Source organism: Shewanella decolorationis (assembly GCF_004354305.1).
In the GTDB taxonomy this organism is placed as follows: domain Bacteria; phylum Pseudomonadota; class Gammaproteobacteria; order Enterobacterales; family Shewanellaceae; genus Shewanella; species Shewanella decolorationis.
Genome location: NZ_CP037898.1, coordinates 4,620,150 through 4,634,852, shown reverse-complemented (window position 1 = coordinate 4,634,852; position 14,703 = coordinate 4,620,150). Strand labels below are relative to the sequence as shown.

Below are 14,703 nucleotides of genomic sequence, written 5' to 3'. Positions count from 1 at the left end.
AGTAATGAGCTTTTATTCTTGTGATCTATCCGATATCTACTGCCAGAAAAGGTGGGGATAGATCGGCTATTTATCCACAAGGGGGATCTTTAAGCAGATCAGGTTGTGAATAGCACAGAGGTTGATCAGATCTAAATAATAGTTTATCCACAAAAATATACATTAAAGTAGTTTTTTGTGGATAAATAAGATCTAAACTGTGGGTGGTTTGGTATGTTTTCCAAGAGAGGATCTTAAATTTGATCTTGCCATTGTGCCAACCACGCTAAAGCTGGGTCTTCTGGCACTGGATCCTGTTGTACATCGATCTGGATCTTATCCACAATGACTTTTGCACCGCTATATTCCAGCGCTTCAACTAACTTTTCTGGGCCTTGGCAAAAGGTGTCATAACTCGAATCGCCAATCGCACATAAGGCGAACTGAACTTGGGTCAGATCCGGTGTGTTTAGCAGCAGTTCTTTACTAAATGGCTGCAAATTGTCGGGCAGATCGCCAGCGCCATGGGTCGACGAAACGATGATCCAAAGGCGATATGATTGCAATTCATCCAATGTAGGGCTCAAAAAGGTATCGACTTCATGGCCTAATGGAGTGAGCTGGGCCTGCATTTCATCTGCTATATATTCACTGCTGCCGAGGGTGGTGCCGACTAATATCGCGATCTTGGTCATTGTTACTGCTCTCTGTGGTCGTTAATTTCTATCATTTTTGGGGCTTACATCTACTTACAGTGTTTTGCTGTATAAATTTACTCACTATTGATTTGCAGTCTGCTAGTATCTTTGGCTGCAATCGAGGTTTTATACCTATGATTGTAAATTTTTATAACAATTATAATAGGATAACAGATGACTACTCCTGCCGATGCGCCAAAGTGGCCACGCCAAATACCCTATATTATTGCCAGTGAAGCGTGCGAGCGTTTCAGTTTTTATGGCATGCGCAACATTCTAACACCATTCTTGATGACGGCACTTTTGCTCTCTATTCCCGAAGATCTTCGCGGAGCTGTGGCCAAGGATGTGTTCCACTCGTTCGTGATTGGGGTGTATTTTTTCCCCTTACTCGGTGGTTGGATTGCAGATAGATTCTTTGGTAAGTACAACACGATTCTGTGGTTAAGCTTACTTTACTGTGTGGGCCATGCGTTTTTGGCGATTTTTGAACATAGTGTGCAAGGCTTTTACACCGGCTTATTTTTAATTGCCTTAGGTTCCGGCGGGATTAAGCCTTTAGTTTCTTCGTTTATGGGCGATCAGTTTGATCAGAGCAACAAGTCTTTGGCGCAAAAAGCCTTTGATATGTTCTATTTTACGATCAACTTCGGCTCTTTCTTCGCATCCTTATCTATGCCATTGTTACTCAAGAATTTTGGAGCAGCTGTGGCTTTCGGGATCCCCGGTGTGTTGATGTTTATCGCCACGGTATTTTTCTGGTTAGGCCGCAAACGTTATGTGCATATGCCGCCAGAGCCAAAGGATCCCCATGGATTTTTACCCGTTATTCGCAGCGCTTTGCTTACTAAGCTCGAAGGCAAAGCCAATATCGGTTTAGTGTTAGCCTTAATTGGTGGTGTTTCAGCCGCTTATGCGCTGGTGAATATTCCTACCTTAGGGATTGTGGCTGGTTTGTGTAGCGCTATGGTGCTGCTGATGGGATTTGTTGGCATTGGGGCGTCATTACAGCTTGAGCGCGCTAGGGGAGTTCACCCTGATGCGGCCGTGGATGGCGTGCGTTCAGTGCTGCGTATTTTGGTGTTGTTCGCCTTAGTCACGCCATTTTGGTCATTGTTCGATCAAAAGGCGTCGACTTGGATTTTGCAGGCTAACGATATGGTTAAACCTTCGTGGTTTGAACCCGCGATGATGCAGGCATTAAACCCGCTGTTAGTGATGTTATTGATCCCATTTAATAACTTCGTTTTATATCCTGCGATTGAGCGTATGGGCGTGAAATTAACTGCGCTGCGTAAAATGGGGGCGGGGATCGCGATAACTGGCTTAAGCTGGATTGTGGTTGGGACGATTCAGTTGATGATGGACGGTGGCTCGGCGCTGTCTATCTTCTGGCAGATTTTACCCTACGCCTTACTGACCTTTGGTGAAGTATTAGTTTCGGCGACGGGTTTAGAATTTGCCTATAGCCAAGCACCTAAGGCAATGAAGGGCACGATTATGAGCTTTTGGACCTTATCGGTTACCGTCGGTAACCTTTGGGTATTACTCGCTAATGTGAGTGTAAAAAGCCCTGCGGTGACGGAGCAAATTGTTCAAACTGGGATGAGTGTGACGGCATTTCAAATGTTCTTCTTCGCGGGATTTGCGATCTTGGCGGCGGTCATCTTCGCGCTCTATGCTAGGTCCTATCAAATGCAGGATCACTACCGTCAGGTATGATGCTCTAAGCCTTTTGAATAATTAGCGATAAAAATCAGCCCCTTGATTTAAAAACAAGGGGCTGATTATTTTAATACTTATTGAATTTTCAAGAAGCTGGAGTTGAGCCTATTTGCGAAGGCTGTTACTGAACCAAAGAGACGTTAGATAGTTGTACTTTTATAAATGTCATTGCGTTTACCCTTTGGCTGTTTTGGTCGTCTTACGTCGACTTAGCCAGATATAAAAACGTTCTTGGCCGCCGATGACAAAGACAAAAAAGATTGGAACAAAGAATATTGCTAGTATGGTTCCGCTAAGCATACCGCCGAAAACGCCGGTGCCGATAGCGTGTTGAGTTTCTGCACTCGCGCCGCTTGCAAGCATCAATGGGACGACGCCAAGGGTGAAAGCTAGCGAAGTCATCAAGATTGGACGCAGACGCAGCTGTGCAGCGGTTACTGCTGCATCGACCAAACTGTGTCCCTCGGCGTGTAATTGGCGGGCAAATTCGACGATAAGTATGGCGTTTTTCGCCGATAAGCCAATGATGGTAATCATCCCCACCTTGAAAAACACGTCATTAGGCATGCCTCGTAGCATAACCGCTGCCACGGCTCCTATGAGTCCCAGCGGTACTACCAGCATTACCGATAGCGGAATCGACCAGCTCTCGTACAGTGCTGCAAGAACCAAAAATACAACAAGCGCAGATAACAGCATCAGCAGCGGCGCCTGTGCAGCCGATTGGCGCTCCTGTAGTGATGCCCCCGTCCACGCTATCGCATAGCCTGGTGGCAACTGTGCCACTAGGCGCTCCATTTCAGCCATAGATGCTCCGCTGGAAATGCCTGGCGCAGCACCTCCCGAAATTCGCACTGCCGGAAAGCCTTGAAAGCGCATAATTTGTTGTGGCGATTCACTCCATTTGGGTGTCACGACTTCTCGCAGTGGTACCATGCCACCGCTAGAATTACGCACCCGTAGGCTTAGCACGTCATCTAGCTGCATACGTGCAGACGCTTCCGCTTGCAGAATGACTTGTTGCATACGTCCATTATTGGGAAAATCATTGACATACATAGATCCCATGGCCGCCGAAAGCGTGCTGCTTACCACTGCGAAAGATAGGCCCATAGCCTCGGCTTTTGGTCGATTGATATCTAGGTTAATGCTTTCACCGGGCGGTAGACCATCTGGGTAGACATTGTTAACCACCTTGCTTTGAGCCGCTAACTCGAGCAGTTGCGCCTGTGCAGCAAGTAACGAGGCCTCGCCACGGTTGGCTCGATCTTGCAGATATAGAGTGAAGCCTGATGAGGTGCCTAATTCGTCGATGGCAGGTGGCATTAGGCTCATGACAGTGCCATCGACGTTATCAGCCATGGCTTTTTGTGCAAGCTCTGCTTCCTCTGCCGCAGTGGCACCATTACGTTTATCCCAATCTTTGAGCATAGTGAAAGCCATGGCGGCGTTTGGGCCTGAGCCTGCAAAGCTAAAGCCCTGTACTACCATGTTGGCATCCAATGCTGGGCGAGTAGCAACGTGCGCTTCATATTTTTTAACCACTTCCAGTGTACGTTCGCTCGTTGCGCCTGTGGGTAATTGGATGGAGGTCATGAAGTAGCCTTGATCTTCGTCGGGTAGGAAGGACGAAGGTAATTCCTTAACCGCTAATACGAGTACAGCGCAGATCACTGCAAATGCCGCCATCATCCGCCCACTACGCCCTACCAAGTATACTAACCGTGCACTGTAACGATCCGTCAAGCGTTGGAAGGCGCGGTTAAAAGCACCAAAAAATCCGCTTTTGTGTTGGTGATCTGCACTGACCGGACGCAGTAGTGTTGAACATAGGGCTGGAGTTAAAGACAGGGCGAGGAAGGCCGAAATTAGGATTGACACCGCCATAGACAAACTAAATTGTTGGTAGATAACACCCACCGATCCGCTACCAAAGGCCATGGGAATAAACACCGCCGTTAGTACTAAGGTTATACCAATTACCGCACCGGTAATTTCCTTCATCGCCCGTGAGGTTGCTTCTTTGGGGGATAACCCTTGGGTCGCCATCAGCCGTTCCACGTTTTCAACCACTACAATAGCGTCGTCAACAATAATGCCAATGGCCAATACCATGCCAAACATAGTCAGCGAATTTATTGAAAAACCCGCCAGCAACATTACGGCAAAGGTTCCGAGCAATGCGATGGGGGCAACGATGGCTGGAATTAGCGTGTAGCGCAGCTTCTGCAAGAACAGGAACATGACCAGAAACACTAAGACCATAGCTTCAAACAGGGTATAGATTACTTTTTCGATAGACACTTTGACGAAGGGCGCGGTGTCGAAGGGCACCGAATAGCTCATGCCTGAGGGCATGCTGGTTGCTAGTTCGGCTAAGCGTTCTCGCACTGCTGAAGCGGTGCGAACGGCGTTGGCGCCTGGGGATAGTTGAATTGCGGCACTGGTTGCCGTTACGCCATTCTCACGGTTCGAAAAACCATAGGACTGAGCGCCCAGCTCAACTCTAGCCACATCAGCCAACACCAATTTGGCGCCATCGACACTGGAACGTAGGACAATTGCGGCGAACTCCTTGGGTGTGGTCAGTTGTCCTTGTACGGTCAATGGGACTGTTAGGCGTTGTCCTGACAAGGCTGGTTCATCACCGAGTCGGCCAGGGGCGATTTGTGCGTTTTGCTGTTCAATCGCCAGAGCGAGATCGTTCATTGTCAGGCCATAGGCGGTGAGTTTATTGGGGTCAACCCAGACACGCATGGCTTGCTCTGCACCAAATAATTGCACTCGTCCTACACCGTTGATTCGACGTAGTTCCTCAACAACATTTCGCGCCAAATAGTCGTTTAGCGCGACTTCGTCAAATTGACCATTAGGTGACGTCATGCCAATCATCATCAGAAAGCTCGATGCCGCCGACTCAACCTGCAGACCGCTCTGCCGTACTACTTGAGGTAAGCGTGGTTCGACTGTCTTAATGCGATTTTGCACATCAACTTGGGCAAGTTCCGCATCTGTGCCCGGTTTGAAGGTGGCGGTAATTTGTGCACTTCCTGAGCTGTCAACTGATGATTCAAAGTACAGTAAGTTTTTTACCCCCGATAGTTCACGCTCGACAAGGCTTATCACAGAGTCATTAAGTGTCTGTGGCGTGGCGCCTGGATAAGCGGCATAAATGCTCACGGACACGGGGGCAACCGAAGGGTAGCGAGAGATAGGTAATTGCGGAATCGAGATGACACCAATCAGTACGATAAAGAGGGCTATCACCCATGCAAATACTGGGCGGTTAATAAAAAACTGTGGCATGGTGTGTCTCCAAATCAGCGCACATCGGCACTTAGTTGCTGCTCTACGGTGGGTTGCCAAGGCCGAGCATGAACCTGCGCATCAGGACTTAGGCGTTCGATGCCTTCAACGACTATCTGCTGGCCAGCAGATAGTCCTGATATCACGCGGTAGCGGCCTGCCACTAGCTCATCGACATTAATTGCCATAGGCTGTACCTTGCCCTCCGCATTAAGTACCCACACTTGGGGTTGACCCGCCTTACGGGTGACCGTCTGTTGTGGCACTCTCAGAGTGGAAGGATAGTAAGCCTTTGGGATCCGAGCTTTTACAAAAAGACCGGGCAATAGCCGATGTTGTGGATTATCAACGAGTACACGCAGCAGTACATCGCCGGTACCTATATCCACCTCGGAGCCCGAAAATAAGATATGACCTTTCATACCAAGAGGCTCACCGCTGCTGCTCAGGATCTCTACGCTTAACTCAGGGGTAGCTTCGTTTGCTTGCTGACGCATGCTGCCTAACATTGATGCTGGCAGACGAACATCGACATACATTTGGTCAATTTGTTGGATCCTCGCCATTGGGGTGGTATCAGTCGGTGAAACTAAGGCTCCTTCACTCACTAAGGCTTGATCAATTTTCCCTGATATAGGGGCTTTAACGCTGGCAAATTCTAAATCTAACTGGCGCCGCGTAAGTGTCGCTTGGGATTGGGCGACATCTGCTGCGGCTTGATCGCGCAGGGAAATTGCATCATCAAACATTTGTTGGCTAACCGCTTCGGTTTTTAACAGGGAAGCCAAGCGTGCCGTTTCCTGGCGAGAACGAACCAATACGGCTTCGGCTCGCTGCAAGGCAGCCGCCGCAATAGCAACATCGGCTTTAAATTGTGCAGGATCAATTTGGAATAGCACTGTGCCAGATGTTACCTCGCTGCCTTGTTCGAACAGACGATGTTGAACTATGCCGCTAACTTGCGCGCGGATCTCAGCACTGCGAACAGCAACAACGCGACCAGGTAGATCTTCAGTGACCAATAGTGCTTCGTTATCCAGTGTGATGACAGAAACCTGAATTAGAGAGGGGGAATTTTCCTCCTGCTCCGCTGAGTCGCAACCCATCAATCCCATTACGGCAATTCCGACTAGGAATACCAAGTTTAAATGCCGTTTTTTGCTGAACATAACCAACTCTCCTCAATGTGCTACGTTCTCACTGTTGACATCTATCAATGCCTGAGAACTCACTGAATTATGACGGGTCGCTATTGCGAATTATTCGAGGCTTTGTGGAGAATGTGTGGAGGGAGTGATAAAGTTCTTCAATTTCAGCCTTGGAGCTATTCATGTCCAATCTCAATGCCACAAAAAGTCAGATGACTTCGGCACTTGTACTGATTGCCGAAGATGAAGCCGAGATTGCCGAGATCCTGATTGCCTATTTACAGCGTAGTGGGCTGCGAACTCAACACGCTACGGATGGTATTCAAGCATTAGCCATGCACGATACATTTAAGCCCGATCTGTTGTTGCTTGATGTACAGATGCCTAATCTCGATGGCTGGAAGGTATTGAATGAAATTCGCTCCCGTGGCGATACTCCAGTGATCATGCTCACCGCGCTTGACCAAGATATCGATAAGTTAATGGGGTTACGCCTCGGTGCCGATGACTATGTGGTTAAACCTTTCAATCCTGCTGAGGTGGTCGCGAGGGTTCAGGCTGTGTTGCGACGTGTCCGAATTAACCCGTCTACCAATAGCCAAATATTGCGCGTCGGTCAGTTCCAAATCGACTTAGACAGTCACGAGGCCAGCGTGAATTTGAACGATCAGCAGCAAATACTCGATCTGACTCTCACTGAATTTAAACTGTTAGCCTGTCTGATGCGTGCGCCAAAACGCGTTTTTAGCCGTGAGGAGCTGCTGATTAATTGCTTGCCCGAGGGGGATACTCAGGAACGCACTGTAGATAGTCATATCAGTAAGCTGCGTAAAAAACTTGAAGCACTTAATATTCAAGGAGTACCTCTCAGCGTCTGGGGAGTTGGCTATCGCTTTGGTGGTGAAGTATGAGGCAATCACCGGGTTTACGCAGGCAAATCATTCAATCCTTAGCAGTGATGACGCTAGGGATTATTTTCCTGTCGGTATTTGGTTCCTATGTTTTCTATGCCATTGCGGTGACCTACTTGCCTGGCAGCATATCTGAAACTTGGATGCCTTCTCGGATGGAGATGATCTGGATTGTTTGCACTATTGCCGCCGCATTGGGGATGTCGCTTTTTGTTGCTGTTCGTCTGTCTCGGCGAATCCTCAATCCGTTGAATTCTGTGGCATATAGTCTACGCGAAGTCGCTCTAGGTAAACTCAACGCACGCGCAAAAATGGATCAAGATACTATGGGAGAAACCGCGCAACTGGTCAGTGACTTTAATGCGATGGCTGAGCGATTAGAGTGTATGACCCGAGAGCGGGAGTTTTGGAATGCGGCCATTGCCCATGAGCTTCGCACTCCGGTCACTATTTTGCGTGGTCGATTGCAGGGCTTAGCTGAAGGTGTTTTTAGTCCTAATAGTGAGTTGTTCGAGGGATTGTTACGGCAGGTCGAAGGCCTAAATCACCTGATAGAAGATTTACGAGTGCTTAGCCTCAACGACAGTGGCCACTTAGAGTTACATCGTGTAGAGGTTTGTTTAGCGGATGAACTTAGTGCTGTTATTGAGACCTTTGCAGCGGCTTTAGATGCCAGAGGACTCAAACTTAAGTTGGAACTCGATTCTAGCCTTCAAGTTTACTGTGATGCCATCCGTATCCGTCAGGTGCTAATCGCACTACTAGAAAATGCTCGCCAGCATGCAGATCCCGGCGAGTTAACAGTGCGGCTCTATCATTCGGATGATAATTGCTATCTAAGTGTGGAAGATGAGGGGCCAGGTATCCCTGATGCTGCCGCCAGTTACGTATTCGAAGCATTTCGTCGAGTAGATCCTTCTCGTTCACGAAAAAGTGGTGGTAGCGGGCTTGGTCTTGCCGTGGTTAAGACTATTGTTGAAGCTCACGGCGGCCATGTGGTCTGCCAGCCATCGGGTCGTGGAGGAACAGTATTCGTTCTATTTTGGCCAATTAGGCAAGTTTAGGCTTTATTCTTGTCTACTAATATATTTATTTAATAGGTTTTTTTCTTATATTACAAATGTGCTCCAAAATTTATCTTTGGAGCACATGCGGAGCAAGAATCGACAAAACCCTTCAAATCACTTCCCACCAAGTAAAACAAAATTATTTTAAAATCATAATGTTGTTTTGATTTGGTTTGATGCGTTTTACTATTTTACTTCCCGATACAGAATGAGCTGAAAATTTTGCCCAGTAGATCGTCTGAGGTGAAGCGGCCAGTGATTTCAGACAGGGCTAATTGTGCCATTCTCAGTTCTTCGGCTACCAATTCACCTGCGAGGTAAATCTCTAATTGTTCTTTACCGAGTTGCAGATGGCTTGCGGCAATATCTAATGCTTCGAGGTGACGACGACGGGCGATAAAGCCACCTTCGAGATTACTCTGATAGCCCATCAAGGATTTAAGGTGTTGCTTTAATTCCTCAACGCCAAGGCCGGTTTTAGCCGAGATCCGATACACGCTGTAACCTTTTTCTTCGGTCATGGCGAGGTTCTCACCGGTGAGATCGGCCTTATTGCGGACAACGGTCACGCCTAAATTGGCGGGCAGGCGATTGATAAAATCGGGCCAAATATCATGGGGATCGACCGCATCCGTGGTGGTGCCATCGACCATAAATAACACCCGATCGGCGCTGTTTATTTCGTTCCACGCCCGCTCGATACCTATTTGTTCAACCGTATCTGTGGTGTCGCGCAGGCCTGCGGTGTCGATAATATGCAGTGGCATGCCATCTAAATGGATATGCTCGCGCAATACGTCACGGGTGGTGCCGGCAATTTCGGTGACAATTGCTGACTCTTTACCTGCGAGCGCATTAAGCAGGCTAGATTTTCCGGCATTGGGGCGACCAGCAATCACCACTTTCATCCCTTCGCGGATAATAGAGCCTTGCTTGGCACTGGCTTGGACGGCGCTGAGTTTGTCGATGATTTTGTAGAGCGCGTTGGCGATTTTGCCATCACTTAAAAAGTCGACTTCTTCATCGGGGAAATCAATCGCGGCTTCGACGTATAAACGCAGATGGGTGACTTGGTCCACCAGCTCGTGTACTTCTTTTGAAAACTCCCCTTGGAGCGATTGCAGCGCGCTTTTGGCGGCTTGCTCACTGGTGGCATCGATAAGGTCGGCAATGGCTTCGGCCTGGGTTAAGTCCAGCTTGTCGTTCATAAAGGCCTGTTCGCTAAACTCGCCTGGTTTGGCGATGCGAATACCTTCAACTTCTAATACGCGCTTGATCAGCATATCGAGGACGATTTGACCACCGTGGCCCTGCAGCTCTAATACATCTTCACCGGTGAAGGAATTAGGGCCTTTAAAAAACAGGGCGATACCTTGGTCTATCACTTGGCCTGAGGCATTTTTAAAGTCGCAGTAATCGGCGTAACGGGGTTTAGGTAAATGACCCAATACGGCCATGGCCACATCAGTTGCCTTATCACCAGAGATACGAATGATACCCACGCCGCCCCGTCCGGGCGCGGTGGCCTGTGCCACGATAGTGTCAGTTGTCACGGAAATACCCATTAATATCGATCAAATCATCTAAAGGAAAAGGCGGCTCATTAAGCCGCCTTTTTGCATATGCTGAGCCGTTAGCTCTTATCTAGCGCTTGGGCTTATTTTAAGCCTTTTTTCTCTAGACCTGCATAAATAATCTTCTGCTGGATGATGGCAACAATGTTACCCACTAACCAGTACAGTACTAGACCTGATGGGAACCACAGGAAGAATACGGTAAAGATCATTGGCATCCATTGCATCATCTTCACTTGCATTGGGTCCATGGTCGGTGCGATAGGTTGCATTTTTTGCATCACAAACATAGACGCACCCATCAGCAACGGCAGAATGTAGTATGGATCTTGTACAGATAAGTCGTGGATCCATAACATAAATGGCGCGTGACGCAGCTCGAAGCTTTCTAACAATACCCAGTACAAGGCAATGAAGATTGGCATCTGTAACAAGATAGGTAAACAGCCACCCATAGGGTTCACTTTTTCCTTCTTGTACAGTTCCATCATGGCTTGACCCATCTTTTGACGGTCATCGCCGAAGCGTTCTTTTAGATCCTGCAGTTTTGGCTGTAGGTTACGCATCTTCGCCATTGAGGTGTACTGCGCTTTAGTCAGCGGGAACAGTAAACCACGAACGGTTAAGGTGATCAGGATAATTGCCACACCCCAGTTACCCACAAAGGATTGATAGAACATCAATAACCAGTGGATTGGCACGGCTAACCACCAAAGGAAACCGTAATCAACAACCAGGTTTAAGGTATCAGATAACGCAGATAGCGCTTTTTGATCCTTAGGACCTACATAAAACTGTGAGCTAATTTCTTGAGTCGCACCCGGTGCAATATCGTATACCGCGCCACGGAAACCAATGTTAGCTAAACCGCCAGCACTGACACTCGAGAAAATGGTGTTGCTATCGGTTGCTGGTGGGATCCAAGCTGATACGAAGTAATGTTGCAGCATCGCCGCCCAACCACCGAGAGTCGGTTGATTGAGGTTGCTCTTGCTCATATCTTCAAACTTGTACTTTTCGTAACGTACATCTTGAGTCGAGAACGCGGCGCCACGGTAAGTTGGCATCATCATGCTGCTTTCAGATGGCTTGATGGTCTGTTTAATCTGACCGTACATCTGAACTTGTAATGGAGCAGCTGAGGTGTTGTTGATTTTGTAATCGATATCAACGTTAAACTTGCCACGATGGAAGACAAACACTTTGGTGTAAGTCACACCGTTATCAGCCACATAGGTTAGTGGTACTTCTAAGGTGTCTTGGCCATCAGCTAAGGTGAATTCAGTTTTGCTGGCAGCAAATGTGGCGCGACCTTTAGCACTGCTATCGATACCATCACGGCCAATCAGGCCACTCTGAGCGATATAGGTGAAATCTTTGGTTTGCTCAAGCAAAACAAATGGCTGGTCTTTACCCTGTTCCAGTTTGTGTGAAACCAGAGCCGCAAAAACGATGTCACCACCCACTGGGTTGATTTGTACATCGAGCTGATCGGTTTTAACGGTGATCAGATTTTGCGTTGCCGTTAAGGCTGCTGGGACACCTGTGTCTGCTTCTGGAACATCAGCACTGTGATTTGTGGTTACATTCGCCACTACAGACGATTCGGTTGCAACGGGTTTTGGAGCTTTGTCTGCTTGCCACTGTTGCCACAGCAAAAAGCTGACAAACAGTAGTCCTATTAGCAATATATTGCGTTGAGATTCCATAGCCTATTTATTACACCTGTCATTTTTAGGGGGGACGGGATCACTACCGCCGGGATGCAAAGGGTGACATTTTAATATGCGTTTCAATGCAAACCAACAACCTTTCGCGGTTCCGTGCACTTTTATTGCCTCAATGGCGTAATGCGAGCATGTGGGATTGAAACGACATCGAGGCCCTAAGAGGGGGCTGATGAAGATTTGATAGCCACGAATGAACGTGGTTGCTAGCCATTGTAGCGGCGACTGAGTTTGCGCCATAGCTTTTCTATCAACTTGTTGATCTCTGCATTTTCCATTTCCATCACCCCATTTCTGACCAGCACAACAATATCAAGGTGAGGGATGTCGTGTTGATTGAGGCGAAAACTATCTCTGATAACTCGCTTAATGCGATTACGCTGATTGGCGCGTTTTACATAGCGTTTAGCTACAGTAAGACCCAAACGCGGATGTTGTTCCGAATTAGGAATGGCAAGCAGAGTGATTTCAGCAGAAGAAGCTTTGATGGGATTGGAGAATACAGATTTAAATTGCGCGGGAGTTAGCAAGCGTAACTCCCGCGTAAAGGTATAGCTAGTCAACTAGTTACCTACTTAACTTATTAAGCAGATAAACGAGCGCGACCTTTCGCACGACGACGTGCAAGCACCTTACGGCCGCCTGCAGTAGCCATACGAGCGCGGAAGCCGTGAGAACGCTTGCGCTTCAGGTTGCTAGGTTGAAAAGTACGTTTACTCATGATGGCAATCCGTCTTTGTTATAAGTGAACATATCCTTATCTCTGGTGACAGAGGTAAGGGTAAAAAAGAGGCCGAATTGTAATCACTTTACCAGTCCCCGTCAACAACGAAAGTCAGCAAGTGGCTTATTTCTGCCCGTGTATCCTTTGATCAATTTCCCGCATACACCAGAAGATGTGGATAACTCTGTGTATTGGCACTACATGTAGTAGTGAAGGGGATCTATCAAGAGATCAAAGGGGCGCCATTATAGATCAATGTGGATCGCTTAATAAAGCGGGATTTGCCCTATTTGTTGAATAAAAGGATCGAATTTGATCTTTGATGATCGGGGATATCTCCATAGAATGATCTTGTTGGGGATAATTATTTTTTAAGGATAGCGATCATTGAGATCTCGCTATAGAATACACCTCTTTTTGATGATCTTTTGGGGATAACTTAGTGGCGGTTTCACTTTGGCAACAATGTATCGGAAGACTGCAAGACGAGCTTTCTGCTCAGCAGTTCAGTATGTGGATCAGACCGTTACAAGCCGAAATGGATGGAGATACTTTGGTGCTTTATGCGCCTAACCGCTTCGTGCTCGATTGGGTTAGGGATAAGTACATCAATATCATTAATCAGTTTTTTACTGAGCAAATGGGTAATGATGCACCTAAGTTACGTTTCGATATCGGTAGCCGTCCGTCAGCGAAAAAGCCTGAGCCAGCCCCAGTTGCGGCTGTGCGTGTACCCAATCCCCAAACTAAAGCCTCGGTAGGGACTTCATTTAATACCACTGAGCCTGTTGCTAACGCTAATCATCGCAGCAATATCAATCCCACTTACCAATTCGACAACTTCGTTGAGGGTAAGTCTAACCAACTCGGTAAAGCGGCCGCACTCCAGGTTGCTGAAAATCCGGGTGGTGCCTATAACCCGCTGTTCCTTTATGGTGGTACGGGTTTAGGTAAGACCCACTTATTACATGCGGTGGGTAATGGCATCATCAAAAATAATCCCGATGCGAAAGTCGTGTACATGCACTCAGAGCGTTTTGTGCAAGACATGGTGAAAGCGCTGCAAAACAATGCGATCGAAGAATTCAAACGTTACTACCGTAGTGTCGATGCCCTGTTTATCGACGACATTCAATTCTTCGCCAATAAAGACAGATCGCAGGAAGAATTTTTCCATACCTTTAACGCGCTGCTTGAAGGTAATCATCAGATCATCCTTACATCGGATCGTTATCCTAAAGAGATCGACGGGGTCGAGGACAGATTAAAATCTCGCTTTGGTTGGGGCTTAACGGTTGCGATTGAACCGCCAGAGCTTGAAACTCGTGTGGCGATTTTGATGCGTAAAGCTCAGGAGAGCGGCATTAATCTTCCCGACGAAGTTGCCTTCTTTATTGCTAAGCGCTTACGTTCGAACGTTCGCGAGTTAGAAGGGGCGTTAAACCGCGTTATCGCCAACGCTAACTTTACTGGCCGTCCAATTACGATTGATTTTGTGCGTGAAGCCCTGCGTGACCTCTTGGCACTGCAGGAAAAATTAGTCACTATAGACAACATTCAGAAAACCGTAGCTGAATACTACAAAATCAAGATGGCTGATATGTTGTCTAAACGTCGTTCGCGCAGTGTTGCGCGCCCAAGACAAGTGGCCATGGCGTTATCCAAAGAATTAACTAACCAGAGCTTGCCGGAAATTGGTGATGCCTTTGGTGGTCGAGATCACACCACAGTGTTACATGCCTGTCGTAAGATTGCTCAGCTACGGGAAGAGAGTCACGACATTAAAGAAGATTATGCTAACTTGATTAGAACCTTATCTTCTTAAAATCAAGGAATTTGGACAC

12 protein-coding genes are annotated in these 14,703 nt (G+C 47.5%); 4 read left to right on the top strand and 8 right to left on the bottom strand.

Annotation, left to right across the window (positions count from 1 at the left end; genetic code table 11):
* Nucleotides 1–233: 233 nt before the first annotated feature.
* A complete protein-coding gene (gene mioC, locus EYR25_RS20775) occupies nucleotides 234–674 on the bottom strand; it encodes an FMN-binding protein MioC (RefSeq protein WP_133182637.1) in 441 nt (146 codons plus the stop codon).
* 177 nt (nucleotides 675–851) lie between these two features.
* Between mioC and EYR25_RS20770 the strand changes: the two genes are divergently transcribed.
* Entirely contained in the window at nucleotides 852–2,399 is a 1,548-nt protein-coding gene (locus tag EYR25_RS20770) for a POT family MFS transporter (protein WP_023266054.1), read from the top strand.
* A gap of 177 nt (nucleotides 2,400–2,576) precedes the next feature.
* On the opposite strand, the gene EYR25_RS20765 is transcribed toward EYR25_RS20770, so the two are convergent.
* The gene (locus tag EYR25_RS20765; protein ID WP_133182635.1) at nucleotides 2,577–5,708 is read right to left on the bottom strand and encodes a multidrug efflux RND transporter permease subunit; all 3,132 of its coding nucleotides are present in this window, start codon (nucleotides 5,706–5,708) and stop codon (nucleotides 2,577–2,579) included.
* Nucleotides 5,709–5,722: 14 nt separating this feature from the next.
* Entirely contained in the window at nucleotides 5,723–6,877 is a 1,155-nt protein-coding gene (locus EYR25_RS20760; RefSeq protein ID WP_133182633.1) for an efflux RND transporter periplasmic adaptor subunit, read from the bottom strand.
* A 161-nt stretch (nucleotides 6,878–7,038) separates the two neighbouring features.
* Between EYR25_RS20760 and EYR25_RS20755 the strand changes: the two genes are divergently transcribed.
* Both EYR25_RS20755 and EYR25_RS20750 read left to right on the top strand, forming a co-directional pair.
* Nucleotides 7,039–7,767 carry a response regulator gene (locus EYR25_RS20755; RefSeq protein WP_023266051.1) on the top strand — a complete coding sequence of 243 codons (729 nt, stop codon included), beginning with the start codon at nucleotides 7,039–7,041 and terminating at the stop codon, nucleotides 7,765–7,767.
* Nucleotides 7,764–8,831: an ATP-binding protein gene (locus tag EYR25_RS20750; RefSeq protein WP_133182631.1), complete on the top strand. Its 1,068-nt coding sequence runs from the start codon at nucleotides 7,764–7,766 to the stop codon at nucleotides 8,829–8,831. Before EYR25_RS20755 ends, EYR25_RS20750 begins: the two co-directional genes overlap by 4 nt.
* A gap of 194 nt (nucleotides 8,832–9,025) precedes the next feature.
* Here the strand turns inward: EYR25_RS20750 and mnmE are convergent, their stop codons facing one another.
* The 5 genes from mnmE to rpmH all read right to left on the bottom strand — a co-directional run bounded on the left by mnmE (nucleotide 9,026) and on the right by rpmH (nucleotide 12,856).
* Nucleotides 9,026–10,387, bottom strand: a complete 1,362-nt coding sequence (gene mnmE, locus EYR25_RS20745) for a tRNA uridine-5-carboxymethylaminomethyl(34) synthesis GTPase MnmE (protein ID WP_133182629.1) — start codon at nucleotides 10,385–10,387, stop codon at nucleotides 9,026–9,028.
* 104 nt (nucleotides 10,388–10,491) lie between these two features.
* A complete protein-coding gene (yidC, locus tag EYR25_RS20740; protein WP_133182627.1) occupies nucleotides 10,492–12,117 on the bottom strand; it encodes a membrane protein insertase YidC in 1,626 nt (541 codons plus the stop codon).
* 3 nt (nucleotides 12,118–12,120) lie between these two features.
* The gene (gene yidD, locus EYR25_RS20735; protein WP_011624661.1) at nucleotides 12,121–12,375 is read right to left on the bottom strand and encodes a membrane protein insertion efficiency factor YidD; all 255 of its coding nucleotides are present in this window, start codon (nucleotides 12,373–12,375) and stop codon (nucleotides 12,121–12,123) included.
* Entirely contained in the window at nucleotides 12,342–12,698 is a 357-nt protein-coding gene (gene rnpA / locus EYR25_RS20730) for a ribonuclease P protein component (protein ID WP_007652336.1), read from the bottom strand. Before rnpA ends, yidD begins: the two co-directional genes overlap by 34 nt.
* Before the next feature lie 20 nt (nucleotides 12,699–12,718).
* Nucleotides 12,719–12,856, bottom strand: a complete 138-nt coding sequence (gene rpmH, locus EYR25_RS20725; RefSeq protein ID WP_011070423.1) for a 50S ribosomal protein L34 — start codon at nucleotides 12,854–12,856, stop codon at nucleotides 12,719–12,721.
* Between the two features lie 445 nt (nucleotides 12,857–13,301).
* Here rpmH and dnaA point away from each other — a divergent pair, with 445 nt between their 5' ends.
* Nucleotides 13,302–14,684 carry a chromosomal replication initiator protein DnaA gene (dnaA, locus tag EYR25_RS20720; protein WP_011715304.1) on the top strand — a complete coding sequence of 461 codons (1,383 nt, stop codon included), beginning with the start codon at nucleotides 13,302–13,304 and terminating at the stop codon, nucleotides 14,682–14,684.
* Nucleotides 14,685–14,703 lie beyond the last annotated feature (19 nt).